General features: G+C 58.0%; 23 protein-coding genes. 6 read left to right on the top strand and 17 right to left on the bottom strand.

Annotation, left to right across the window (positions count from 1 at the left end; all coding sequences use genetic code 11):
* From RO069_RS18320 to RO069_RS18300, 5 genes are all read right to left on the bottom strand, one after another.
* Window positions 1–1230 carry an arginine deiminase gene (locus RO069_RS18320; protein WP_328189523.1) on the bottom strand — a complete coding sequence of 410 codons (1230 nt, stop codon included), beginning with the start codon at window positions 1228–1230 and terminating at the stop codon, window positions 1–3.
* A 35-nt stretch (window positions 1231–1265) separates the two neighbouring features.
* On the bottom strand, window positions 1266–2708 hold the full coding sequence (locus tag RO069_RS18315; protein ID WP_328189522.1) for a YfcC family protein: 1443 nt from the start codon (window positions 2706–2708) through the stop codon (window positions 1266–1268).
* Between the two features lie 251 nt (window positions 2709–2959).
* Window positions 2960–3550, bottom strand: coding sequence for a hypothetical protein (locus RO069_RS18310; protein WP_328189521.1), 591 nt, complete (start codon window positions 3548–3550; stop codon window positions 2960–2962).
* A gap of 40 nt (window positions 3551–3590) precedes the next feature.
* Window positions 3591–3881, bottom strand: a complete 291-nt coding sequence (locus RO069_RS18305; RefSeq protein ID WP_328189520.1) for a hypothetical protein — start codon at window positions 3879–3881, stop codon at window positions 3591–3593.
* Window positions 3882–4083: 202 nt separating this feature from the next.
* The gene (locus RO069_RS18300; protein WP_328189519.1) at window positions 4084–4476 is read right to left on the bottom strand and encodes a RidA family protein; all 393 of its coding nucleotides are present in this window, start codon (window positions 4474–4476) and stop codon (window positions 4084–4086) included.
* 140 nt (window positions 4477–4616) lie between these two features.
* On the opposite strand from RO069_RS18300, the gene RO069_RS18295 reads away from it, so the two are divergent.
* Entirely contained in the window at window positions 4617–5537 is a 921-nt protein-coding gene (locus tag RO069_RS18295) for a LysR family transcriptional regulator (RefSeq protein WP_328189518.1), read from the top strand.
* A gap of 18 nt (window positions 5538–5555) precedes the next feature.
* Here the strand turns inward: RO069_RS18295 and RO069_RS18290 are convergent, their stop codons facing one another.
* Window positions 5556–5720 carry a hypothetical protein gene (locus tag RO069_RS18290; protein WP_328189517.1) on the bottom strand — a complete coding sequence of 55 codons (165 nt, stop codon included), beginning with the start codon at window positions 5718–5720 and terminating at the stop codon, window positions 5556–5558.
* A 144-nt stretch (window positions 5721–5864) separates the two neighbouring features.
* Window positions 5865–6326: a hypothetical protein gene (locus RO069_RS18285; RefSeq protein ID WP_328189516.1), complete on the bottom strand. Its 462-nt coding sequence runs from the start codon at window positions 6324–6326 to the stop codon at window positions 5865–5867.
* A gap of 275 nt (window positions 6327–6601) precedes the next feature.
* Between RO069_RS18285 and RO069_RS18280 the strand changes: the two genes are divergently transcribed.
* Window positions 6602–7000 carry a DUF1330 domain-containing protein gene (locus RO069_RS18280; RefSeq protein ID WP_328189515.1) on the top strand — a complete coding sequence of 133 codons (399 nt, stop codon included), beginning with the start codon at window positions 6602–6604 and terminating at the stop codon, window positions 6998–7000.
* 80 nt (window positions 7001–7080) lie between these two features.
* Here RO069_RS18280 and RO069_RS18275 read toward each other — a convergent pair whose 3' ends face one another.
* Window positions 7081–7446, bottom strand: coding sequence for a winged helix-turn-helix transcriptional regulator (locus RO069_RS18275; protein ID WP_328189514.1), 366 nt, complete (start codon window positions 7444–7446; stop codon window positions 7081–7083).
* Between the two features lie 93 nt (window positions 7447–7539).
* On the opposite strand from RO069_RS18275, the gene RO069_RS18270 reads away from it, so the two are divergent.
* Window positions 7540–8274 carry an SDR family NAD(P)-dependent oxidoreductase gene (locus RO069_RS18270; protein WP_328189513.1) on the top strand — a complete coding sequence of 245 codons (735 nt, stop codon included), beginning with the start codon at window positions 7540–7542 and terminating at the stop codon, window positions 8272–8274.
* Window positions 8275–8385: 111 nt separating this feature from the next.
* Here RO069_RS18270 and RO069_RS18265 read toward each other — a convergent pair whose 3' ends face one another.
* Entirely contained in the window at window positions 8386–8889 is a 504-nt protein-coding gene (locus tag RO069_RS18265) for a PEP-CTERM sorting domain-containing protein (RefSeq protein ID WP_328189512.1), read from the bottom strand.
* A 404-nt stretch (window positions 8890–9293) separates the two neighbouring features.
* Window positions 9294–9833: a cytochrome b gene (locus RO069_RS18260; RefSeq protein WP_328189511.1), complete on the bottom strand. Its 540-nt coding sequence runs from the start codon at window positions 9831–9833 to the stop codon at window positions 9294–9296.
* Between the two features lie 429 nt (window positions 9834–10262).
* Here RO069_RS18260 and RO069_RS18255 point away from each other — a divergent pair, with 429 nt between their 5' ends.
* Window positions 10263–10937: a hypothetical protein gene (locus RO069_RS18255; protein WP_328189510.1), complete on the top strand. Its 675-nt coding sequence runs from the start codon at window positions 10263–10265 to the stop codon at window positions 10935–10937.
* 25 nt (window positions 10938–10962) lie between these two features.
* Here RO069_RS18255 and RO069_RS18250 read toward each other — a convergent pair whose 3' ends face one another.
* On the bottom strand, window positions 10963–11814 hold the full coding sequence (locus RO069_RS18250) for a PA4780 family RIO1-like protein kinase (protein ID WP_328189509.1): 852 nt from the start codon (window positions 11812–11814) through the stop codon (window positions 10963–10965).
* 384 nt (window positions 11815–12198) lie between these two features.
* On the opposite strand from RO069_RS18250, the gene RO069_RS18245 reads away from it, so the two are divergent.
* The gene (locus RO069_RS18245) at window positions 12199–13170 is read left to right on the top strand and encodes a transposase (protein WP_328189508.1); all 972 of its coding nucleotides are present in this window, start codon (window positions 12199–12201) and stop codon (window positions 13168–13170) included.
* A gap of 233 nt (window positions 13171–13403) precedes the next feature.
* Here RO069_RS18245 and RO069_RS18240 read toward each other — a convergent pair whose 3' ends face one another.
* The 6 genes from RO069_RS18240 to RO069_RS18215 form a co-directional block, all read right to left on the bottom strand.
* Window positions 13404–15722: a hypothetical protein gene (locus tag RO069_RS18240; RefSeq protein ID WP_328189507.1), complete on the bottom strand. Its 2319-nt coding sequence runs from the start codon at window positions 15720–15722 to the stop codon at window positions 13404–13406.
* 382 nt (window positions 15723–16104) lie between these two features.
* Window positions 16105–16797, bottom strand: coding sequence for a TSCPD domain-containing protein (locus RO069_RS18235; protein WP_328189506.1), 693 nt, complete (start codon window positions 16795–16797; stop codon window positions 16105–16107).
* Between the two features lie 26 nt (window positions 16798–16823).
* The gene (locus RO069_RS18230; RefSeq protein ID WP_328189505.1) at window positions 16824–18962 is read right to left on the bottom strand and encodes an adenosylcobalamin-dependent ribonucleoside-diphosphate reductase; all 2139 of its coding nucleotides are present in this window, start codon (window positions 18960–18962) and stop codon (window positions 16824–16826) included.
* 369 nt (window positions 18963–19331) lie between these two features.
* A complete protein-coding gene (locus tag RO069_RS18225; protein WP_328189504.1) occupies window positions 19332–20126 on the bottom strand; it encodes an ABC transporter ATP-binding protein in 795 nt (264 codons plus the stop codon).
* 21 nt (window positions 20127–20147) lie between these two features.
* Window positions 20148–21056, bottom strand: a complete 909-nt coding sequence (locus RO069_RS18220; RefSeq protein ID WP_328189503.1) for an ABC transporter permease — start codon at window positions 21054–21056, stop codon at window positions 20148–20150.
* Between the two features lie 62 nt (window positions 21057–21118).
* Entirely contained in the window at window positions 21119–22102 is a 984-nt protein-coding gene (locus tag RO069_RS18215) for an ABC transporter substrate-binding protein (protein WP_328189502.1), read from the bottom strand.
* Window positions 22103–22439: 337 nt separating this feature from the next.
* Here RO069_RS18215 and RO069_RS18210 point away from each other — a divergent pair, with 337 nt between their 5' ends.
* Entirely contained in the window at window positions 22440–24107 is a 1668-nt protein-coding gene (locus RO069_RS18210) for an AMP-binding protein (RefSeq protein ID WP_328189501.1), read from the top strand.
* Window positions 24108–24135: the final 28 nt, after the last annotated feature.

The following is a 24135-nucleotide window of genomic DNA, read 5'->3' as shown; positions in this document are numbered from 1 at the left end:
TCAGACTGCGTCTCGTATGGTCGGGCAGCTCATGCAGCGCCCACCGCCCCGGCCCCGCCCCAGTTCCGCGCCGGGAATGGCCAGCACGTCGATGCCGGCGGCTTCCAGGGCGGCGTTGGTGTCGTCGTTGCGGTCGTAACCGATGACCACGCCCGGGCTCAGGGCCAGTACGTTATTGCCATCGTTCCACTGCTCCCGTTCCCGCTCTGCAGGGGTATCGCCGCCGGTGGCAATCACCTCCAGGGAGGGGTAGCCCAGTACTTCCGCAACGACATCAAACAGCGGACGGGGGTCCTGATGGAAGGAAAGATGTTTTCCGCCCATGCCGGGGCGCAGGTCGTAGCACACCATCTGGTCTGCCATCTCCTTGAAGGCCGTGACCACATTGCCACCGCAGAAGGTAAACACGGTATCCAGGTGCATGGCGGAACGGGTCTTGGGAATCTGGCACGCAATCACCCGCTCAGCGGCATCGTTCGTGAAAAGGGCCCTGGCTAGCTGGCCGATCGCCTGCGGGGAGGAGCGTTCACCCATTCCAACCAGCACTACACCATTGCCCACCGGCATAATGTCACCCCCTTCCAGGGTCGCCAGGGCATGGTCTTCAAGAGGATCGCCCCAATGCACGTTGACCTTGCCGGCGAACACTGGATGGAACCGGTAGATGGCGCTCATCAACAGGGTTTCCGGTTTGCGTGCGGCCCAGTACATGGGGTTCAGGGTGACACCGCCATAGATCCAGGCGCTGTTGTCCCGGGTGAACAGGAAGTTCGGCAGCGGCGGCAGCACGAATCCGTGAGGCCCCAAATGGTTGCCAAACAGTCCGGAGGGGTCGAAAGGCAGGTCGCCCACTTCCAGTCCGCCAATCAGGAACTCTGCCAGGGTCTGGCCGGGAAGCTCGTCCATCCAGGCGCGAAGGTCGGACACCATGCCCACGCCGATATGATTCCAGGTAATGCGGTTATCCAGAATCCAGGCCCGCGCCCCGGGGATGTCCAGGGTGTCGGCCAGCAGTTCGTTGACGTCCAGCACCTCCACCCCCCGGGCACGCATCACCCCGGCGAATACATCATGGTCTTTCTGGGCCTGCTTGACCCAGAACACATCGTCAAACAGCAGCGCATCGCAATTGGACGGGGTCAGCCTCCGGTGGGCCAGCCCGGGGCGGCAGACAATCACCTGCCGCAGGGTGCCGGTTTCGGAATGAACGCCAAGGGTATGTTCAGCCATATCGCATGCTCCTTTGCCTGGGGTTTTGGAAAGGCTTACAGAAACGCGCCGACACTGATCACCACCGTGATGAACACGGTCAGGATCAGCAGCAGGGGCCAGATGAAGGCCAGCCAGCGGTCATAGGACACCCGCCCGATGGCCAGGCCACCAACCACCACGGCAAACGTTGGGTTGATCAGGTTCACCAGTCCGTTGGCGGACTGGTAAGCGGTGACCACCAGATCCCGTCCCACATTGGCGAAGTCCGCCAGTGGCGCAAGGATGGGCATGGAGAGCACAGCCAGGCCGGATGAGGATGGCACAAAGAAACTCATGCCCACTTCAATCCAGAACATCAGGTTGATGAACGCCAGTTCCGGCAACCCGCCCAGGGTGGTTTCTGCACTGTGCAGGATGGTGTCTGCAATCATGCCCTGTTCCATGATCACCACAATGCCCCGGGCTAGGCCCACCACCAGGGCAACTCCGAGCAGGTCGCGAGCGCCGTCAACAAAGCTGCCGGTCAGCTTTTTCTCCCCCAGCCGGGCGATCAGGCCAATCACGATGGCTGCGCCGAAGAAGAGCGAGCCCATCTGGGCCATCCACCAGCCCTGGGACGATACGCCCCAGATCATCACGATGAAGGTAAGGGCGAAGATAACCAGTGCTATTTTCTGGGTGCCGGTGAGGTCAAAGTTTTCCAGCTCGTCATGGCCCTGGAGGAAAAGCCTGCGATGGGCGTCTCTCTGCTTCGCAACCACCGAGCGGGACGGATCCGCCTTGACCCGATGGGCATAGCGCATCACGTAGGCGGTACAAATGATGAGCCCCCCGATAAGCAGCACAAATCGCAGTACGATACCGTCAGTAAACGGAATATCGGCGGCGTTCGCAGCGATAACGGTCGCAAACGGATTGATGGTGGACCCAAGTACGCCAATGCCGGCACCTACCAGTATGATGGCGACCCCGGTCACGGCGTCATAGCCCGCCGAGATGATCACCGGAATCAGAATGGCATAGAACGCCAGGGTCTCCTCCGCCATACCGTAGGTTGTGCCGCCCAGCGCGAACAGCGTCATCAGGATCGGGATCATCCATATCTCACGCCCTTCAAGCCGGTGCATGGCGCTACGAATGCCCGTGTCGATCGCGCCGGTGGCGTTCATGACGCCCAGGAAACCGCCAAGGAACAGCACGAAAAGGGCCACATCAATGGCGTTGGCGGCATAGCTGTCGGGGTCATAGAAGCCCGCCGTGGGCGCCAGCATTACATCCACAAAACCCTGGGGGTTGGGGGCGACGGTCTGATAGGTGCCAGGTACTGCCACCTCCCGTCCGACTTCTTCATTCATGGAGCGCTCGTATTGCCCTGCAGGAACAATCCAGGTGAGAGCCGCAACCAGAATGATCAGCAGGAATAGTATGGTATACGCCGTGGGAAATCGGGTTGCCAGGTCGTCTTCGGGGTTCGAGGGGTGCGTTTTATCAGCCATGTGGCGCCTCCGTGTGGCTTGCTGATCAACTGCGGGGCCTGAGTATGAATCCCATCGACGGTAGGCATGGTGATCCATGTCAAGTTGGCCATCAGGATGACGTTTTGCTGGTGATTCAGATGAATCATGCTGATGCGGACCTGATGACACCCTGGTGCAGATTTCGGTAGCTTGGGAAGCAGGGGCCGGAACATTCCGAAATTGCCGTCGTTTGGAGAGCGGTCATGGGGACGGGGTCGCGTCTTCCGGATTCAGTCGGACTGGAAATCCCAGTCCGAGAACAGGGTAAGCCCTCGCACCTCCAGGCCCAGCGCCCGCAACCAGTCGGCGGTGACCTCATTGGACTGGTGCAGGAACCAGTAATCCTGGGGGTAGGGTACGAACTCGAGCGCATAGATCGGCTGGTACTGGCGTGTGTCCGCGTTATCGAAATGACCGTCAAGGCGTTGTCGAAGGGCCATCACCCGGCTTTGACTGACCTGGAACGGGATCGCTTCGATATAACCCTCGGGTATGCCCGGGATGGGGCCGCCACCTTCAGGGGGGCGACTCAGGGTACCCCGGCCGATGGTCGCCCGGGTGGGCCAGAGGAAGGCCTGCATCGCCCGGAAAAGTCCGGTTTCATCCAGCGCGTACCAGCGCCATTCGCCATGGCTGTAGCGTCGCCACTGGCCGTCCGGGTCCGGTAGCACAAGGCTGGCATGACGGCCGTGGTTTACCAGATAGGCCCGGGTTGGAGACGCCGGATCTTCCGGCACTGTCACATGGTTGGCGCAGCCGCTGGTGGCCGCAACAACAATTGCCAGGGATGCCAGCAACGCCAACCGGACACTGCGGGCCATGGTTATCCCCACACCGCCTGGAGGGGGGATACCTGTTCTGTCACTCGTGATAGCGGCGGTAGGCTTCCGATCCACCCAGGATCAGCGCGGCGAGAGCGCCCAGGGCGCCGACCGCCAGTCCGGTCGTGGCGGCGGTGGAGAGGTGATCATCCCGGAACCGGCCCCGCACCCGCTTCAGCTGGCGGTTGGCCCCACGCCTGAGGCGCTGTGTTCGGGTGGTGGACTGCTCCTGGTAATACCAGACACCGGCGATAAGCCCGATCACGCCCAGCACGAGCGTTGAAATGCCCACGGTCTGGGCGGAGGGTTTGTGAAAGTGACGGGTATCCATACAGCGTCCTCCTGATGAGTAAACCGATTGCGTTGATGGACAGGATCTGACGGTACAACGTCGCAGTTCATCCTTCGGAAGTGGCTACCTACCAACGTAGGCCCGTCCTCCGGTCCTGGCAAGCGTCGCTGGAGGCGGGGCCAATTGCCCCCTCAAAACCGGGTGCCGGAAGCAGGCCATTCCTGGTCCGCTGTCCCGTCCCTTACGCCGGCAGTCTTGCGATAACCTTGATCTCGAAGTCGAAACCCGCCAGCCAGTTGACCCCGAGGGCCGTCCAGTTCGGATACGGCTTTTCCGGAAAGGCCCGATTCTTGGCGTCCAGGACGGTGGCGAACTGGGCTTCGGGATCGGTATGGAAGGTTGTCACGTCCACGATATCGTCGAAACCTGCCCCGGCAGCCGCAAGTACACTTTTCAGGTTGTCGAAAGCCAACTGCACCTGGGCGGCGAAGTCCGGCTCGGGGGAGCCGTCTTCACGACTTCCGACCTGGCCCGACACGAACAGCAGGTCGCCTGAGCGGACCGCGGCGGAATAGGTGTTGTGCTCGTAAAGGTCCTGGCGACCCTTGGGGAAAATCACGTCACGCTTAGCCATCTGTACCTCCATCAGCGGGTCGATATGACCCGTCGTTCATGATGGGAGCACTGTAGACCGGTGGTCCTGGCGGATAAACGGTGCATCCTGGCCAACACTGTTCGTATAATCCAAACAATCATTCCACTGTTGGAGCAGCCATGGATCGTTTCCACGCAATGCAGGCTTTCGCCCGGGTGGTGGAGACCGGCAGCTTCACCAGGGCGGCCGAGACGCTTCACATGAGCAGGACCAGCGTGACGCAACTGGTACAGCAACTGGAGGCACGGCTGCGTGTCCGGCTGCTCAACCGGACCACACGCAAGGTCAACGTCACGGCCGATGGCGCGGCCTACTACGAGCGTGTGGTGAAGCTGCTGGCGGATATGGATGATGCCGAAACCAGCCTGTCCGCTGTCTCGGTGTCGCCCCGGGGCCGGCTGAGGGTGGATGTTCCCGGCCCACTGGCCCGAATGATTCTGATACCGGCCCTGCCTGCGTTCCATGAACGATATCCCGATATCCAGCTCGATATGGGCGTGAGCGATCGCATGGTGGACCTGATCGATGAAAGCGTGGACTGTGTGGTGCGTGGTGGCGAACTGACCGATCTGTCCCTGGTGGCCCGCCGGGTGGGAGACCTGAGGATTGGCGTCCATGCGGCGCCGTCCTACCTGGAGAGTGCCGGTTTTCCGTCGCACCCACGGGAGCTGTCAGCGCCCCCTCATTACGTTGTGGGTTTCCGATGGGCCCGTGCCGGTCTGGCCATGCATCGTAACGGGGAGAGTGTCACCATGCAGGGGCGCTACCGGATCGCGGTCGACGACGGTAATGCCTGCCTGGCCGCCGGCCTGGCTGGTCTGGGTGTGCTCTGGCTTCCGGACTACATGACCAGGGAGCACGTGTCCCGGGGCGAGCTGGTTCCCCTGTTCGAGGACTGGCACCTGGACCCGATGCCCCTGTACATCGCTTTTCCACCGAACCGTCACGTCAGCGCCAAGCTGCGTGTGTTCATTGACTGGGTGGCCGAACTGATGGCCTTGAATGCCCCGGTTGTGGACCGGTCGTCGCCCAGGCATTGACGCTTCTACAGGGTGAGACTATCGACCCGCTTTCAGATCGATCTGCTTCGAGCCAGTGGCGTTGATTCGTCCGCTTTTACCCTTGCCAACATACTCGATAGTCCCGCCTGCCTTCAGGAAAGCAGCCGTCTGTTCCTCGATCATGGCGGCCGTCAAGGTGGCTTTTTCGGGTTTTTTACTCATGATGTTCTCCAGGTTAACGGTTGGCTTACTCGCCAACTTCAGAGAGTCATGATATCCGAACCAGGAATAATTTGTTGGAGTCGTCATTCAGGCCAGGATCTGGGGCGGGGGAGGGGCGTTTAATCCGACCTGGGCTTTCGATGGTCAAGTAGTGGAGGGACGTTGAATATGGGCCATTTTGGTCAGGCACTCGGTATACTCGCGAGTTGCCTGCGCCAGGTCTATTTGCCCGAATTCGATCATGGTCTCCAGGCCTTCCAGTTTCGCGTCATTCATGCGGGCTTCCGAGATCTTCCCCGTTAAGTCACTGAACTTCAGGAATCCATTGGCGATCACGGCTGTGACGGACATAAGGCTGGCCAGCAAACACAGTAGTTGCCAGAGCGGTACACCCAGGGATTCGGACACATTGACCTGAGCAACAAAGCCGTCACCCCCAAACCCCGGACCCGCGGTAAGGGCCGCCGCCAATGCGCCACATACAATGGAGGTGGTAATCAGTAGTGTGTTTTTCGGTTCTGTTTTCTCGAGAAACGTCGCCAGCTCTTTGCGCTTTGCGGCTATTTGCTGTTGCAGTTTCTCCATCTCATCGGGGGTTCCGGTCATCTGAATTACCTCCTTGTGTGCGCAGGTCTGTCTTTGTGAGGACATACCCCCGGTGCAGGGGGCGCTCCCAGTGATGAGTGAAGCATAGGAGGAATCGGCAGGAGCGGCCAACGTCATTCCCGGAAGGGGAAAAGGGATCGGTAAGGCCAGTGGTGGAGGGGCATGCCGTCGCTGCTACGCATTGCATCGAAGCAGGAAATTGCGGCATTCTTTCCCGTCATGCCGCGTAGCCTTCTACTGATAAGCCCAACAACAAACCAACGGAGAACAAGCCCATGAAAACCGTAAACCCGACGTCCCGCGCCATTTCCGACGTCCTGGCCAGTACACCAAAAGACAAACCGGTGGTGATGCTCAACCTGCTGCAGTTCCGTGATCAGGCCAACTACGAGGATGGGAGAAGCGGCATCAGCGGCCGTGAGGCATACAAGGAATACGGCAAAGGCGCCATTCGCTGCATTCACGCCGTTGGTGGTGACCTGGTCTGGTCCGGTGAGCCGACCGGCCTGTTGATCGGCCCGGAAGACGAACACTGGGACGAGGTACTTCTGGTCCGTTACCCGTCGCTGGATGCATTCCTGACGATGATCGACAGTCCTGAATACAAGGCTATCGTTCACCATCGCACGGCGGCGATTGAGGATTCGCGACTGGTGCCTACGTTGGAAGCCTGAGAGGGGCGGATCCAGGCAGGAATAAAGAGTTCTTCGGCATTGTCGGGTGCCTGTCCACCACCGCCACCCGGTTTCGCTGCCTACCGGCTGGCTTTTCGGCGGTCCATCGCTGCGGCAATGTCCTCTTCGTACGTCTCACCCCAGTTGCAAAGCGGCTCCATGGCCCGCACCAGACTCATCCCGAAGGGCGTCAGCGAGTAGTCGACGCGCAGCGGGATCTCCCCATAGTCGGTTCGCCGGACGATGCCGTCGGACTCCAGCTCCTTCAACTGCTGGATCAACATTTTGTCGCTCACGCCCCGCACGCTTCGCCTTAGCTCGCCATAACGCGTCGGGCCCTTGTTTAAAAAGAACAGAATCAAAGGCTTCCACTTCCCGGAGATCACGTGCAGCGTCGCATGCAGGCCGCAAATGAAACGTGGGTTTTCTGTGTTTTCTTTCGCCATAACGGTACTTACCAAAAGGTGCATACTTGAACATTTGTAAGTGGGTTATATATCGTGAACGCGAATCGAGTCAACACACACGGAGACCCAATCATGAGTCGGCTAAACGGTAAAATCGCACTTATCACAGGTGGAGCCAGCGGCATCGGCCTGGCCTCGGCCCAACGCCTCATCGACGAAGGCGCCTTCGTCTTTATTTCCGGACGGCGCCAGGACGTCCTCGACAACGCGGCTGAGGCACTGGGATCCAACGCCCGGGGGGTCCAGGCGGATGTGACGAAGCCGGAGGATCTCGACCGCATCTTCGAAACGATCCAGAAAGAAAAAGGGCACCTGGACGTACTTGTGGCCAACGCGGGCGTCGGCGATTTCGCCAGCCTGGGACAGATCACCGGGGAGCACTACGACTACATCTTCGATATCAACGTCAAAGGCACCCTCTTCACCGTCCAGAAGGCCCTGCCCCTGATGAAAAACGGCGGCTCCATCATCCTCACCGGTTCCACGGTGGGCAGCATGGGCACCCCCGCCATGAGCATCTACAGTGCCTCCAAGGCGGCCGTCCGAAACCTGGTGCGCAGTTGGGCTCATGATCTCAGGGGCACCGGCATTCGCGTGAACGTCATGTCTCCCGGCCCGACCAAAACAGACAAGTTGATGGAACTGCTCCCATCCGAAGCCCTGAGCGAGATGAAACGGACCGTACCGCTTGAGCGTCTGGGCGATCCCAGGGAAACCGCTGGCGCGGTGGCCTTCCTGGCGTCCGATGACAGCACCTTTATGACGGGAAGCGAGGTGTTCGTTGACGGGGGCTACGCGCAGGTTTAGGGGCTAGACGGCGAACGGGGCTAATAGGGACAGGGTAACGTTTTCCTGTCCCCGTTATTCTTCAAACATCAAGCCAGAGGGCCGATCATCAAAACAGCTCTTTGGGAGTGCCTATCCCTTCTGGTACCTTGGTGTCCTCCTGCGCTGCAGCCAGACACCAAGTACGCCAGTACTCAGCAATAGCAACGATGCCGGCTCGGGTATATCGCGGATGAGAAGTTCGGCACTGCTGCCCACGATGTTGAAACCGGCCCCGAACCCATTGGGCGTAAAGACGCCCTGGCGGTTCGTGTCGAGCAACATGTCTCCGAGAGAATTGTAGGTCACGTATTGCGCCGAAAGCGACGACTCACCCTCGATGTTGAACAGACTCCAGTAAAGGTTTCCGTCCGTGCCACTGCCGACGATGTTGAAACCGGCCCCGAACCCGTTGGGCGTGAAGACGCTCTGGCGATTCGTGTCGAGCAGCATGTCTCCGAGGGAGTTGTAGGTCACGTATTGCGCTGAAAGCGACGACTCACCCTCGATGTTGAACAGGCTCAGATATCCCGCATAGAGTGGCATTGGAACCGATAGCAATAGGATGAAACCAAGTAGGGGGCGACGGAAAGCCATAATCGTTTCCTCGACAATTGTGTTGCATAAACAATCGTTATTAATCGCAATAACTGCACCCATTATCTATTTGTTCATTAGATTCAGAAAACTACATATGCTGCAGGATAGAGCTGTGTAAGAAATATCGACGCTTTGAAAAACATTGATCCTGGCGAGGCTGAAGTCCGGGGTGGTCTGGAGAATGGTCTGGGAGTGCCCATGGTCTGGGAGCAGGTCTGGGAGTGCCCAGGTCTGGGAGTGCCTGTCCCGGATTCTTGGGATCTTCAGCAGCTGTTCTCAATGATCGACAGCATGCCCATGAGAAGGTGAGAGATGAGGCAAAACAGAGGAGAGTCAGGCCTAGCTCTTGCGCCACCAATGGCCTGCACCCGGAAAATCCAAGACAGATCCTTGTACAACGGTTAGACCATCCGTTGAAAAACACCGTCTTTGCGCAGCAAATGACGCAGGGCTGCCGCGATATGGCCGGCAATGAGTACGCCCAGCGTTATCGCAAGCCACCCATGTATGTAAAACAGGCGAGAGGCCAGCGCCTCGTCCTGGTCTACAAAAGGCATCGCGGGCAGACTGAAATCGCCCACTATGGTCAGAGCCGGAAACGCTGTCACACCGGCCCAGCCAAATAACGGTGTCAGCACCAGCAGTAGGTAGATGAGGTGATGTACGCTCTTGGCAGCGATTTGTAAGGTGCGTGGCATTGATTCCGGATAGGGCGGGGCTTTCATTCGGAGTTTTACCAAGATCCGAACAATGATCAGCAATAGCACGGTGAAGCCAACGGCTTTGTGCACACTGTATAACGTGTTCGTCAGCGCCCCCCAGATGTCCGCTTCCGCACGGGAAGCCATCCAGAGGCCAACGGGTATCAGCGTCAGAACCATCAGGGCCATTACCCAATGCAATACCCGCCAGCCAGTGGGGTATTTCTGGATTTGTGGCATACGCTCTCCCTCTGCAATCGTTTACCGCCGCTGCAGCGAGTCCGTTTAGGTGGCCAACCGGGCGTAGGTGTCGTCCGAGGCAAAAACGTCTGCGCCTGGCTCAAGCTAATGGGGGACTGAGTCCGGATTCACCCTGGACCGGCGCATTTCACCCGTATCAATATGGAACTTGTGTTCGATAGTAAAGAAGCTAAAGAGGTGCTTGTCCATCATCTGATTGTCTTGCCCGTCGCAAACGGCCATTCCCAAGTGCCTGTCCACGGCAGATCCATCCTGGAGCTTGAGTCGGCCGGGAAAGCATATTGCGATTACTCTTCTGCTTCTTTCTGAATGTCTTCAGCAGCAGCTAAAAGAAGAGGGGGTTTTCTATGCCCGGGACGTGTACTCTGGCAACCTTCTCGGGCACCCACACTGCTGCAAAGGTTTTTTATGGCGCGCTTTGATCAGATCGGCACCGCAACCATCCCCGGCAAGGGCAGCCAGTTGCGCCTTTTGAGGCGCAATGACGAGTTCTCTATCCGCATTGCCGGCAGCTCCGGTGAGCTGATGAACAGCCGCCTGCATGGATCCGAGGATGCCCTGGCGACCCTTGCCTGCGAGCGCCTGGCTGACCACGCCGCCCCCCGAATACTGATTGGCGGACTGGGTATGGGCTTTACCCTGGCAGCGGCGCTCGCCTCACTGGGGCCTGATGCCGAGGTGGTCGTGGCCGAACTGGTGCCGGAGGTTGAAGCCTGGAATCGCGGGCCGTTGGGTGAGGCTGCGGGTTATCCACTGCGTGACCCCAGGGCAAAGGTCCATATCGGTGACGTGGCTGAACTGATCCGCTCATCGCAGCAAAGCTGGGATGCGATTCTGCTGGATGTCGATAATGGGCCAGAAGGCCTGACCCGTAAAGAGAACGACTGGCTCTATACAACGGCCGGCATCGCGGCGGCCCAGGCGGCTATCACGCCAGAGGGTGTGTTGGCCTACTGGTCTGCGGGACAGGACCCGGCCTTTACCGAGCGACTCAGGCGGGCGGGGCTGTCGGTGGATCCGGTAACGGTAAGGGCCCACCGACCGGGCAAGGGCGCCCGCCATATTATCTGGCTGGCCTGGTAGATTGGCTAACGGTTGTTAAGCGACACTAGTCTTCATCGTCCTGCTGACGTTCCCGGCGTTCCTGCTCTTCCTCTTTGGCCGCGTCGATGACGTCCATGATTTCGTCCACATTGGCGGCGGTTTCGTCGTGCTGGAACAGCCCCGTCAGCGGGCTGCCAGGATGCAATTTACCGGATTCGTACAGGTCCCAGATCTCGCCGGCGTAGTTGGTATTCATCAGTTCCGGAGCGAAGCGGCCAAAATGCCGACGCATGTTGTTCACGTCTCGCTGGAACATGCGCTCAGCGTTGTTGTTGCCGGCCGCATCGACCGCCTGGGGCAGGTCTATGATCACCGGCCCCTGAGGGTCCACCAGTACGTTGAACTCTGACAGGTCACCATGGACCAGTCCGGCGCACAGCATGCGAACCACGTCGTCGATAATACGGCGGTGGTAATCGATGGCCTGCTCGTGACTGAGCGTGACATCGTCGAGGCGAGGCGCTGCTTCCCCGGTCTCATCGGCAACCAGTTCCATCAGTAACACCCCATCCACGAACCCGAAAGGCTCGGGCACGCGGACGCCGGCGGACGCCAGGCGGTACAGTGCATCAACCTCGGCATTGAGCCAGGCATCTTCCTGTTCCTTCTGACCGTACCGGGTTTTCTTGCCCATAGCCCGGGCCCGCCGTGTATTGCGGACCTTGCGTCCCTCCTGATATTCCACGGCCTGCTTGAAGCTGCGTTTCTGCGCCTCCTTGAAAACCTTGGCGCACCGTAGGGTGTCACCGCAGCGCACGACATAGACCTGCGCTTCCTTGCCACTCATCAACTGGTACAGCACGTCGTCCACCAGGCCGTCATCTACCAGTGGTTGTAACCGTTTTGGAACTTTCATAATGCCTTATGGGTAGCTGTGGTTGGCCTGGCAAGGCTTGCGGCAGGTCCTAAGGAACTGCCCAAGCTGTGTTGGTTGCCGAGGAGCAGTCGGCAGTATAGAGCTCTGTGGCGATAAAAGGCAGTTTTAGGTCAATGGGAGGTTACCCCCGCCATTTTTAACCGCTCCTTTGAGTAGAAGAGCCTAAGCTGCCTCCCACACCTGGATGGGGCGCGCCGGTCCGTGGTTTGCACACTATGTTATTGGATAGAGGGTACTTTTTAAGTGCCTGTCCACGTTTGAACATTCTCAACGTTTATCAATTACGTCGCGAGTGACGATATTGAGCACGTGACCTGGTTCGGCCATAGTCTTTGACAGGATATCGACCAGGAGAGGACCTCCATGCCCCGGCCCCGTGAACAGCTGATTGCCGTCAGCGACACTCCGTATTACCACATCGTCTCTCGGTGCGTGCGCCGTACCTATCTTTGCGGGTATGACCGGCAGACGGGCAAAAGCTACGAACATCGGCGCCAGTGGATCGAAGAACGAATACGGCTACTGTCATCGCTCTTCGCCATTGACGTCTGTGCCTACGCGGTTATGTCCAACCACTACCACCTTGTCGTGAAGCTGTCTCCGGAGCAGGGCGAGGAATGGACCGATGACGAGGTGCTGGCGCGTTGGGGCAGTCTTTATAAAGGACCGCTAATTGTCCAGCGGTACCTCAACGGTGATTCGCTGACCGATGCGGAACGCCGCTTCCTAAATCGCACGGTGGCCGTGTACCGAGAACGGCTGACGGATCTGAGCTGGTTCATGAAGTGCCTGAATGAACCTATCGCACGGGAGGCGAATCGGGAGGACGATTGTACCGGTCACTTCTGGGAATCCCGCTTCAAATCGCAGGCACTGTTGACCGAACAGGCCTTGCTGAGCTGCATGGCCTACGTGGACCTGAACCCGGTGAGGGCGGCCATGGCCGAGACCCCGGAAACCTCTGATCACACAAGCATCAAGGAAAGGCTGGTACCCCAGTTGGACCTGGCGCAGGCTATCCAGAGCCAGATCGAGTCAGGGACTCTGCGACAGTTTCCGGTTCCACTGAAGCCTCTCGTGGACTTTGAAGGCAACCAGCGCAACGAAATACAGCACGGCATTCTGTTCAGCCTGCAGGACTATTTGGAACTGGTGGACTACACCGGGCGAGTGATCCATCCGACCAAGCGCGGCTACATACCTGAGAATACCCCACCCATCCTGACTCGCCTGGGGCTGTCACCTGACGAATGGCTGGATGAAGCTTGCGAGTTTGAGGCCCGCTATGCCTGGAACCGACGGGCAGAGCAGGGCAGGCGACGACGAGCGGCCTGACCCGAAGACTTTCCCCGGAGAACATCGCTTATTGGCACCAGGCCAAGGGATAGGTTTGACCTGAAATCAGGAAAAGTGGCCTGAAACCTGTTGGTCTGGCTAAATCTTGATCAATTGACGTCAGGTGGCGATATCCGGCTGCAGGTTGCTGGTTACCGGCTTGGCATTGGAGGTTCTCTCTTTGGGAGTGCCTGTCCATGGTTTCTATGGAGCTACTTGTTGTGTGACAAATCTCATTCTTCATCCGAAGATTCAGCCGGGTTGGTATTACGAGTTTCAGGGCATAAACGGTCTGCTATTCCGTGCAGCAGGAATCTAATTTTCGATTGATCGACATTTGCCATTGCCACGTCTATATCACCGTGACCATATCCGTCGCGGTATTTATCTGCTTCTTCACGTAGATCAGAGGCGGCCCTTGAACGAATATCAAAAGCAGGGGCATCTTCCTTAGAAATATATGTATCAATATCAGTGAATAGCTTCTCATCTGGCAAGCCAAGGATAAGGTTTAAGCATGCCAATCCACAACAAGCTGTTTCTAAGGATGCCCAACCAGTTTGATATTTACCTACCTTGCGTGTCCAGCTAAGAAGTAGGTCCCGAATTTCAAGCGCATCCGTATCACAACCACGTTTATGTGCATCTACTGCTGACTCAAATATCTTATCTGCGATACGGTAAGTTTCTATATATTTTATTGTTTCTTCATCATCAGGAATCCATGAAAGCACATAAATCAACCAATGAGCCGATCTTCTAAGATTGCCTCGATGATGATCATTGCAAATATCCGAACAAGAAACAGCGAAGAGTAATTTTGTGATGTGTACTATCCAGTGGACTAAATCGAACGTAAGTTGCGATCTTTTCTCAATCGACAGCAATAATAATTCTTTTTCTGTTTGATATAGTCCATCTGCCCATTCCTCTATATGACCAATAACTCGTTTTGCTACTTCATCACCAGGTTCTGCATTTGATAAAGCATTTGCTAATTCCGTCAGCCATGCCATTAATGTATCGTTGCTGGTTCCGGAATAGTAAGGCGCTAAGCTTGTGCTATGAACACTCATTAGTGGTGAATCAGGTATCTTGAGGTACATTTCTGCAACCAGCTTTACATCATCTCGAACCTCTTTGACTGCATAGCGCACTTCCCATGACTTGCTCCGTAGTAATTCAAAAGTGAGAGATGCAAGCTGTTTAACTGCTACTTGGGATACCGGCTGGTAGTTTTTATTAACTGCACCAGTGCAAGCTATAAGTGCGATTTTATCCGAGATAGAGGCTGTGTACTCAGGCTTGTCATGTGCAACGATAAGTCTAGCTGCATTTCCCAGCAGTGACACACCTTCAATTAACACGTCAGCCATGTCATGCGGAATAACACTTTCTACTGCGCTTGTCAGATACCCTGATACCAGATGCGCATGAGACCTTACAGCATGCTCATCGCCATATTCAATGGATAGATAAAGTTGTGTGAGCTGAAGCAGACACTGTAGATTTTGCTCAATGAATTGCTCATCTTTTCGTGAGATTCCTACTTGCACATTCCGCCGCAAATGCTCAAGTGTGTTTGTCAGAAATCTATCAGACGCCAGCGGATTATCGAAAAAATAGTTGTTTGAAAAAAATGTTTTTCCTTTTGTTTTGATATACAAAGAATTAATTGCGACAATCCCATTAAGCGCAACTCGTGAAACTTCGTGATCGCCTTGTTCTGCATACCGCCTTGAAAAGGTAATACAATAGAAAATTGACCTCTCGGCTGATACAGTCCAATTTTGGTTCAACTGAAAATAGGTAACGCGATCCATATCATATTTACTTCTGATTTCCTTATCTTCTGCTCCTGCATTGGCATTTGCTAGAAATATTGGCGTCGTCCGTTTAATGGCTCTGTCCCACATTTTAAAATTCTTTGCGGTATCAACGACCACTAATCCCAACTGCGTAGTGGGGCTAATCAAAGAAAGCGCTCTACGGTACGCAAGCACAAATAGCAATATAATTAACAGGGAACACCAGGCTGTTGCTGTAGTAGCGCCAGCCACCCAAGATTTACCTGGTATCAGCGACAACCCTGCGATGATCGCCGCCAATGAAAATGTCGCAACAAATGCTCCAAGCAGCTTTACGTCTGAGCTAAATTTCTTGAATAATCCATGCGGCATACGCTCAACATTAACCTGCATTGCAAACATGATGAGTGAAAACGCAATAGCAGTAGCACCGATCAAGGCGCCACCAAGAGTAAGAAAAAGTGCCTTAACCGATTCGAGTCGTGTTGGCTCGGAAAAATATGGCTCGAAATAACCTTGAAGCGCTGGAACAAATAATGCGCTTGTCGCTATTAGTGCCACTAGAAATATCAATCCTAGCCTGCCGCCATAGTTCAACTTAATATCGAAAAACCGGTTTTTTAGGGAATAGATACGCTGCCAACCTTTAGCATGCCAAAGAAGCAACGATTTTTTTGCTTTTTTAGTAATCTCAATGGATTTAATTTTTTTATTTTTCCATTGTACTAAAGCTTTTTCGATCACAGCTTGACGAGCCCTCTATGTAATTAAACTATTATGAAATATTTCGTATATTGTATATTATATTTGGCCCCCTATGTTGGTGCTTATATAGACACACAACAGCAGTTAGACAGCGGTCAGATCCTCACCGGAAACCGAACCGCTTCGTTATCACGCTTCATTATTCCACTGTCTCTCGTCGCATCTGGTCAAAACTACCCAGAAAATCATCCTACTGCAAACGCTCGGGTGCCGACCGCGCCGCTTGGCTGCGTAATAACGAAGCCGTCAGATTCCCGCCAATAATGATGCAGTCAAATGATGGCGCCCCGGCAAACAAAAAGGCCCGACAAATCAAAGATCGCCGGGCCTCCTCGCACTACTTCATCTGACTATCAACCCCTCAACCACACTTGGAGTCCCCACAAGAAAGACAAGTAGCACACCCATCCATAATAACCACAGCCTTGGTATTACACTTCCCACAAAGCGTGGAATTAGCCGGATACTCACTGGCACTCTCATCATTAGAAGGCGTCTTCTGAGCCGTTTCAAACTCAGCCCGCTTCTCCGCCAGAATCCGCTTGGCCACGTCGCTCATCTCTTCCGTCTCGATGAGGCCAATGGCTTTCAGGTGCCGCTCGATAACGCCGCCGATCTCGGCCACCAGGGATGGCATGAACACGCCGCCTTTCTTGAAGTAACCACCGTTGGGGTCATACACGGAGCGCAGCTCTTCCACCAGGAAGGTGACGTCGCCACCCTTGCGGAACACCGCGGAGATAACGCGGGTGAGGGCGATAACCCACTGGAAGTGCTCCATGGATTTGGAGTTGATGAACACCTCATACGGCTGCCGGCTTTCGTGGTCGGTGCCTTCGTTGAGGATGATGTCGTTGATGGTGATGTACATCGCGTGTTCGGCCACCGGCGGCTTGATCTTGTAGGTGGTGCCCAGCAGGAAGTCCGGCCGTTCGATGTTCTCGTTCATCTGGATCGGCGTGTTGGCGCCCTGTTCGGGGGCCGCTGCCTGGGCCTCCGGGTCTGCCTTCTTGACCCGGTAGCCGACGATGTTCTTGGTGATTTTCGCTGTCATGGTCATGGTTCCTGTCAGTTCCCGGATCAGTATTTGCCGTAGGTGCCTTCTTTCATCGCGTCGAACAGGTTGGCGGCGGTGTGGATTTCGCCGTCGTACTCGATCTGTTCGTTACCCTTGAAGGTGACCTTGCTGCCGTCGTCCAGGGTGAATTCGTAGAGGGTGTTCTCCAGGTCGGATTCCTTCACCAGCACGCCCTGGAACGCCTCCGGGTTGAAGCGGAAGGTGGTGCACCCCTTCAGGCCCTGTTCGTAGGCGTACATGTAGATGTCCTTGAAGTCCGGGTACGCGAAGTCCTGGGGCACGTTGGCGGTCTTGGAGATGGACGAGTCCACCCACTTCTGGGCCGCGGCCTGGATGTCCACGTGCTGCTTCGGGCTCACGTCGTCGGACGTGGTGAAGTACTCCGGCAGCTTCTTGTCGGCGTCTTCGGAGAAGGGCATGGCACCGCTGTTGATCAGGTGGCGGTAGGCCAGCAGCTCGAAGCTGAACACGTCGACCTTTTCCTTGGTCTTGCGACCCTCCCGGATGATGTTGCGGGAGTAGTGGTGCGAGAAGCTCGGCTCGATGCCGTTACTGGCGTTGTTGGCCAGGGACAGGCTGATGGTGCCGGTGGGCGCGATGGAAGTGTGGTGGGTAAAGCGACCACCTTTCTCGGCCAGTTGCTCCACCAGTTCCGGTTCCACATCGGCAATGCGCTTCATGTAGTTGCTGTACTTGGCGTGGAGGATGCGGCCCTTCACCTTGTCGCCCAGCTTGTAGCCGTCCTCGGCCAGCTCCGGACGCCAGGCCAGCATCTTCGGGGTGATCTCGAACTCTTCGTCCATGATCGGCGCCGCGCCTTTTTCCTCGGCCAGGGCCAGGGACTGGCGCCAGCCTTCCACGGCCATCTCGCGGACCACGTCCTCGGTGAACTGCACGGACTCCTCGGAGCCGTAGGGCATGCGCAGCATGGCCAGGGTGGAGCCCAGGCCCAGGATGCCCATGCCATGGCGGCGCTTGTTCTTGATTTCGTGGCGCTGTTCCTTCAGGGGCAGGCCGTTGATTTCCACCACGTTGTCCAGCATGCGGGTGAAGATGCCCACCACCTGGCGGTATTTCTCGTAGTTGAAGCTGGCCTTGTCGGTGAAGGGGTTCTCCACGAACTTGGTCAGGTTCACCGAGCCCAGCAGGCAGCTACCGTACGGGGGCAGGGGCTGCTCGCCGCAGGGGTTGGTGGCGCGGATTTCCTCGCAGAACCAGTTGTTGTTCATCTGGTTCACCTTGTCGATGAGGATGAAGCCCGGCTCCGCGTAGTCGTAGGTGGACGTCATGATGGTGTCCCAGATCAGCTGGGCCTTCAGGGTCCGGTAGATGCGGCAGGCGACTTTGCCTTCGTCGTTGACCACGTAGCCTTCCTGCACGGGGAAGTCGCGGTAGACGAACTGGCTGGTGTCGTTCAGGTCCAGGCCTTCGTCCTCAGCTTCCTTCTGGGTGACCGGGAAGGACAGGTGCCAGTCGTCGCCGTTGCGCACGGCTTCGATGAAGTCTTCGGTGATCAGCAGCGAGAGGTTGAACTGGCGCAGGCGGGCGTCTTCACGCTTGGCCTGGATGAATTCCAGTACGTCCGGGTGGTGCACGTCGAAGGTGGCCATCTGGGCGCCACGGCGGCCACCGGCGGAGGACACGGTGAAGCACATGCGGTCGAAGATATCCATGAAAGACAGTGGGCCGGAGGTGGTGGCGCCGGCGCCGGCCACGTAGGCGCCGCGGGGGCGCAGGGTGGAGAACTCGTAGCCGATACCGCAACCGGCCTTCAGGGTCAGGCCTGCTTCATGGTTTTTCTCCAGGATATCGTTCATGGAATCCTGGATGGTGCCGGACACGGTGCAGTTGATGGTGGAGGTGGCCGGCTTGTGGGCTTCGGCGCCCGCGTTGGAGGTGATCCGGCCCGCCGGGATGGCGCCGTTCTGCAGGGCCCAGACGAACTCCTTCATGTACTTGTCGCGCTTGGCCTTGGACTCCACCTCGGACAGGGCCTTGGCCACCCGCTGGTAGGTTTCCTGGATGTCGCGATCTACAGGTTCACCGGTCTTGGTCTTCAACTGGTACTTGCTGTTCCAGATGTCCAGAGAGGCATCCTGCATCGGAATATCAGTGGTTACTACCTGTAGTTTTGCGCTCATCTCCACCCTCGATTTGCATGATTTTTTATGGTCAGAACGCCGCTGTATCGGCGCTCACGGCGAGTTTGACGGTCCTGTCGGGGTTTGCGTCAAACACTATATCTAGTTGAGATAGGTGCGAGTATAGACACTATATAGTGTTGTGTGAAGAAAGGAGGAGCTATTAAACGGGGGGAGGTGGTGCAAAAAAATTATCAGTAAAACCTTGCAACGCCGGGAAGCCAGTAGCCACAAGGGCTTGGCCAAAACCGACCATAATCGATGTCGGTTTCAGGCGTGTGAAGCAGGGCGCTGATGCTGATCAGGCCCTGTTCACATTGGTCATTCTGTCGCCGGGAAGAAAGCCCTCAACCCAGTAGCAGCGAGCCGTCAGCCCAACAGTAAAGAATCGTCTTCCACTTCCAGGCCCCGCTGTTTCTCGAACAGGTCCAGCAGGTCCTTCACCTCCAGCCCCTGGCGTTCCTCGCCGGCGATATCGAACACCACCTGGCCCTGGTGGAGCATGACCGTGCGGTCGCCCACCTCCAGCGCCTGTTTCATGCTGTGGGTGACCATCAGCGCCGTGAGCTTCTGCTCGGCAATGATCTCCTGGGTCAGTTCCAGCACGAATTTGGCGGTCTTCGGGTCCAGGGCGGCGGTGTGTTCGTCCAGCAGCAGGATGGCGGAGGGCGTCAGGCTGGCCATCAGCAGGCTTACGGCCTGGCGCTGGCCGCCGGAGAGCAGCCCCATCTTGTCACCCAGCCGGTTTTCAAGGCCCAGGTTTAGCTTGGCCAGGGCCGCCCGGAAGCGCTCCATATAACTGCGCTTGACGGCGCTGCCCAGCCACCGGCGCTGGCCCCGTTTGATCGCCAGGGCCAGGTTCTCCTCGATGGTCAGGCCCTCGCAGGTGCCTGCCAGCGGGTCCTGGAATACCCGGGCCACGCGGTGCGCGCGCTTGTGGGTGGGTAGCCGGGTGACGTCCTGGCCATCCACTTCGATACGGCCGGAATCCACCAGCACCTCGCCGGCGAGGGCATTGAGGAAGGTGGACTTGCCGGCGCCATTGCTGCCGATCACGGTGACGAACTCGCCCTGGTGCACGGTCAGGCTCATGCCCCGCAGGGCCGGGTTCTCCAGGGGGGTGCCCTGGCCGAAGGTTAGCTTGAGGTTGTCTGCGCTGATCATGTCTCGCTCCTTTCTCCAGCCCTAGGCCTTATTGCGGGTCATTCTGGCCTGCAGCTTCGTGCGGAAGCCGGGCAGGACAATGGCCAGGGTGACCAGGATGGCGGTGATCAGGTTCAGGTCCTGGGCTTGCAGGCCAAGCACATCCGCGTTCAGGGCGAAGGCGATGGCCAGACGGTAGACGATGGCGCCCACCACGGCGGCGATCAGTGCCCGTACCACGGTGCGGGGCGTCACCAGGGCTTCGCCCCCAATCAGCGAGGCCAGGCCGATGACGATCACGCCCACGCCCATGGTGACATCCGCCGCACCCTGGCTCTGGGCGAACAGGGCCCCGGCCATGCCCACCAGGCCGTTGGACAGGGCCACACCCAGCACGATCATGGCGCCGGTGGCGATGCCCTGGGCCCGGGCCATGCGCGGGTTGGCGCCGGTGGCCCGCATGGAAAGGCCAATCTCGGACTTCATGAAACGCCACAGCAACACCAGCACCACCAGGGCGACCACGGCGAAGAGGGCGACGGGGGCCATGTAGTAGTTCTGGGGGGAGAACAGGTTTTCCCACCAGGTCACCACGGTGGTCTCGCCCAGCAGCGCCAGGTTGGGGCTGCCCATGATGCGCAGGTTCACGGAGTAGAGCGCGATCATGGTGAGGATGGACGCCAGCAGGTTGAGGATGCCCAGCTTGACGTTCAGCAGCGCGGTCACCGCACCGGCGGCCATGCCGGCGACAATGGCCATCAGCGTGGCCAGCCAGGGGTTCCAGCCACCGAGGATCAGCACGGCGGCCACGGCGGCACCCAGGGGGAAGCTGCCGTCCACGGTCAGGTCCGGAAAGTCCAGCACCCGGAAGGAGATGTAGATACCGAAGGCCACCAGACCGTAGATCAGGCCGGTCTCCAGGGCACCAAAAAGGGCAATTTCACTTAGCATGAGCAGGCTATCGCTGAGGCTGGGGGCGGGCCCGGCGCTACCGGTCGGGCCCGCAAAGGGGTTTAGTCGTTGCCGATGACCTTGGCGGCCTCGGAGATCAGGTCGTCATCCAGGGTGATGCCCATCTTCTCGGCGGCTCCCGGATTCACGAACAGCTCCAGCTTGTCCACGGTTTCAACCGGAATGTCCGCCGGGGAGGCACCTTCCAGGATACGGGCCACCATGGCGCCGGTCTGGCGGCCAAGGTCGTAGTAGTCGAAGCCCATGGCGGCCACGGCGCCGCGCTCGACGGTGGCGGTGTCGGCGGCGAAGACGGGAATCCGGGCGCGTTCACCCACGGACACCACGGCCTCGGCGGCACTGATCACGGTGTTGTCGGTGGTCAGGTAGATGGCGTCCGCCTTGCCGGCCAGGGAACGGGCGGCCCCCAGCACTTCGGAGGTCTTGGTGGCGGCGGCCTTTTCCAGGGTCAGGCCACGGGCTTCCAGCCTTTCCTGCAGCAATTCGACCAGGGCGACGGCGTTGGCCTCGCCGGGGTTGTATACGGTGCCGATGCGCTTGGCGTCCGGCACTACACGCAGCAGCATGTCCAGGTGCCGGTCAATGGGCAGCATGTCGCTGACCCCGGTGATGTTGCCGCCCGGGGCTTCCAGGCTGTCCACCAGTTTGGCACCCACCGGGTCGGTGACGGCGGAGAAGACCACCGGCAGGTTACGGGTGGCGGCGGCCATGGTCTGGGCGGACGGGGTGGCGATGGCCACGATCACGTCCGGCTGCTCGCCGGCGAACTTACGGGCGATCTGGGCGGCGATGGCAGTGTTGCCCTGGGCGCTTTCATGCATCAGGCTGAGGTTGGAGCCTTCTTCGTAGCCCCGGGCCGCCAGTTCGTCCTTAACGCCTTCATGGACGGCATCCAGTGCGGGATGCTCTACAATCTGGGTAATGGCAACCGTCTTGCCGTCCTCTTTACCGTCCTCTGCCTGGGCCAGGCCGAAGCCGGTGATCAGCAGGGCGCTTGCCAGAATTCGCAGAAAAATCTTGGCCATTAGCCGTTTCTCCAGAATAGTGGGATGTGATCAGGCCCCATAACGCCGTGCGGCCTTCGGGTGCCCATAAAAAAGAGGCGGGAGTTTATCACATGGTTACCCGGTTTGCGCGGGCTCAGGTATACCGGGTTATCCCGTATATCAGCCGGCAAATCTCCGGTTCTCAATCGATAGGGCACCACAAATTATATCTGCATCACACTTTGACGGTTGTGGCTATGATGCAATAGTCTTCAGTTAATCCGGCGGAAGATCCGGAAAATCCAACGATAACAACAATCAGGCGTAACCCCTGATAGGGGCTGGCCGCCTGTCAGCCAAAGGTCTCAAAAGACACATGAGTACACAACAAAAACTACCACTGGACATGATCTATCACTGGGAAACGGCCCGGGCGGAACAGGTCTACATGACCCAGCCCATGGGGAAGGGAAAAGTCGTGGACTTCACCTGGCGCCGGGCGGTGGGCGAGGCCCGGCGCATGGCCACCTACCTGAAGTCCCTGGACCTGCCGGAGAAGAGCCGAATCGGCATCGTGTCCAAGAACTGCGCCCACTGGATCATGTCCGACTGGGCGATCTGGATGGCGGGGCATATCTCCGTACCCCTGTATCCCACCCTGAACGCTGATACCGTCAGCTACATCATCGAACACGCGGAGATTCCCGTGCTGTTCGTGGGCAAGCTGGACGATTGGGAAAGCATGAAACCCGGCGTGCCGGACTCCGTGGAATGCATTACCTATCCCCTGAGCCCGTCCACCAACTTCAAGACCTGGGACGACATCGTGGCGGAAAATCCGCCCATGACGGAAAACACCGAGCGGGACCCGGAGGAACTGGCCACCATCGTGTATACCTCCGGCAGTACCGGCCGGCCCAAGGGGGTCATGCTCAGCTTCGCCAACCTGTCCTACGCCGCCACCGGCGCCGCTGACCGGCTTGAGGTGACCCACGAGGACCGTTACCTGTCGTACCTGCCGCTGGCCCATGTGTTTGAGCGTTATGTGGGCGAACTGACTTCCATGAACAAGGGCTTCCACCTGTTCTTCGCCGACACCCTGGATTCCTTCGTGGAGGACCTGCAGCGGTGCGAACCGACGCTGTTCATTGCGGTGCCCCGGATCTGGACCAAGTTCCAGCACGGCGTGTTCGAGAAAATGCCCCGGGAAAAACTTGATAAACTGCTGAAGATTCCCCTGCTAAACCGTTTGATCAAGAAGAAGATTCTCACGAACCTGGGGCTCCAGCATGTGCGTTACGCCGGCTCCGGTTCCGCGCCCCTGTCCCACGATATCCTGGAGTGGTATCGCAACCTGGGGCTGGAGCTGCTGGAAGGTTACGGCATGTCGGAGAACATCGCCTATTCCCACACCACCCAGCCGGGGCGCTCCCGTACCGGTTATGTGGGCGAGGCCCTGCCGGGTGTTGAGTGCCGCATCGGCGAGCATGGCGAGGTCCAGGTGAAGAGCCCCGCCACCATGATGGGCTACTACAAGGACCCGGAACGCACGAAGGAGGCCTTTACCGAGGACGGCTTCCTGAAGACCGGCGACATCGGGGAGATCGACGAGCTTGGGCGCCTGAAACTGACCGGTCGCCTGAAGGAGATCTTCAAGACCAGCAAGGGCAAGTATGTGGCGCCGGCCCCCATCGAGAACAAACTGATGAGCGACGAGCACATCGAGGCGGTGTGCGTATCCGGTGAGAACCAGGTGTCGCCGTTCTGCCTGGTGATGCTCTCGGAGGCGGCCCAGGAAAAGCGGGATGATCCGGCCTTCCGCGAGGAACTGGAAAAGGACTTCGTGGAACTGCTCAAGGACGTCAACCAGACCCTGGACCCCCACGAGCACCTGCGGTTCCTGGTGGTGGTGCGGGAGCCCTGGACCATCGAGAACAACTTCCTGACCCCCACCATGAAGCTCAAGCGCAATGTGGTGGAGGATGCCTACCGCCAGAAGGTGGACGACTGGTATGCTCAGGAAAAGACCGTGATCTGGGAATAACCTCCGTCGCAGGCCGCCGGTATTGCCG

Origin of the sequence: Marinobacter sp. OP 3.4 (assembly GCF_036224885.1) — a bacterium.
GTDB lineage: Bacteria > Pseudomonadota > Gammaproteobacteria > Pseudomonadales > Oleiphilaceae > Marinobacter.
The sequence above is the reverse complement of the archived record's forward strand: the minus strand, read 5'-3'. Positions and strand labels throughout refer to the sequence as shown.

Coding starts and splice junctions, on each gene's coding strand:
- RO069_RS18280 (WP_328189515.1), top strand. CDS start 6,602: ATGAAAACCGTAAACCCGACGTCCCGCGCCATTTCCGACGTCCTGGCC.
- RO069_RS18295 (WP_328189518.1), top strand. CDS start 4,617: ATGGATCGTTTCCACGCAATGCAGGCTTTCGCCCGGGTGGTGGAGACC.
- RO069_RS18265 (WP_328189512.1), bottom strand. CDS start 8,889: ATGGCTTTCCGTCGCCCCCTACTTGGTTTCATCCTATTGCTATCGGTT.
- RO069_RS18225 (WP_328189504.1), bottom strand. CDS start 20,126: ATGATCAGCGCAGACAACCTCAAGCTAACCTTCGGCCAGGGCACCCCC.
- RO069_RS18250 (WP_328189509.1), bottom strand. CDS start 11,814: ATGAAAGTTCCAAAACGGTTACAACCACTGGTAGATGACGGCCTGGTG.
- RO069_RS18320 (WP_328189523.1), bottom strand. CDS start 1,230: ATGGCTGAACATACCCTTGGCGTTCATTCCGAAACCGGCACCCTGCGG.
- RO069_RS18255 (WP_328189510.1), top strand. CDS start 10,263: ATGGCGCGCTTTGATCAGATCGGCACCGCAACCATCCCCGGCAAGGGC.
- RO069_RS18210 (WP_328189501.1), top strand. CDS start 22,440: ATGAGTACACAACAAAAACTACCACTGGACATGATCTATCACTGGGAA.
- RO069_RS18220 (WP_328189503.1), bottom strand. CDS start 21,056: ATGCTAAGTGAAATTGCCCTTTTTGGTGCCCTGGAGACCGGCCTGATC.
- RO069_RS18300 (WP_328189519.1), bottom strand. CDS start 4,476: ATGGCTAAGCGTGACGTGATTTTCCCCAAGGGTCGCCAGGACCTTTAC.
- RO069_RS18215 (WP_328189502.1), bottom strand. CDS start 22,102: ATGGCCAAGATTTTTCTGCGAATTCTGGCAAGCGCCCTGCTGATCACC.
- RO069_RS18260 (WP_328189511.1), bottom strand. CDS start 9,833: ATGCCACAAATCCAGAAATACCCCACTGGCTGGCGGGTATTGCATTGG.
- RO069_RS18305 (WP_328189520.1), bottom strand. CDS start 3,881: ATGGATACCCGTCACTTTCACAAACCCTCCGCCCAGACCGTGGGCATT.
- RO069_RS18290 (WP_328189517.1), bottom strand. CDS start 5,720: ATGAGTAAAAAACCCGAAAAAGCCACCTTGACGGCCGCCATGATCGAG.
- RO069_RS18275 (WP_328189514.1), bottom strand. CDS start 7,446: ATGGCGAAAGAAAACACAGAAAACCCACGTTTCATTTGCGGCCTGCAT.
- RO069_RS18315 (WP_328189522.1), bottom strand. CDS start 2,708: ATGGCTGATAAAACGCACCCCTCGAACCCCGAAGACGACCTGGCAACC.
- RO069_RS18285 (WP_328189516.1), bottom strand. CDS start 6,326: ATGACCGGAACCCCCGATGAGATGGAGAAACTGCAACAGCAAATAGCC.
- RO069_RS18310 (WP_328189521.1), bottom strand. CDS start 3,550: ATGGCCCGCAGTGTCCGGTTGGCGTTGCTGGCATCCCTGGCAATTGTT.
- RO069_RS18235 (WP_328189506.1), bottom strand. CDS start 16,797: ATGACAGCGAAAATCACCAAGAACATCGTCGGCTACCGGGTCAAGAAG.
- RO069_RS18245 (WP_328189508.1), top strand. CDS start 12,199: ATGCCCCGGCCCCGTGAACAGCTGATTGCCGTCAGCGACACTCCGTAT.
- RO069_RS18230 (WP_328189505.1), bottom strand. CDS start 18,962: ATGAGCGCAAAACTACAGGTAGTAACCACTGATATTCCGATGCAGGAT.
- RO069_RS18270 (WP_328189513.1), top strand. CDS start 7,540: ATGAGTCGGCTAAACGGTAAAATCGCACTTATCACAGGTGGAGCCAGC.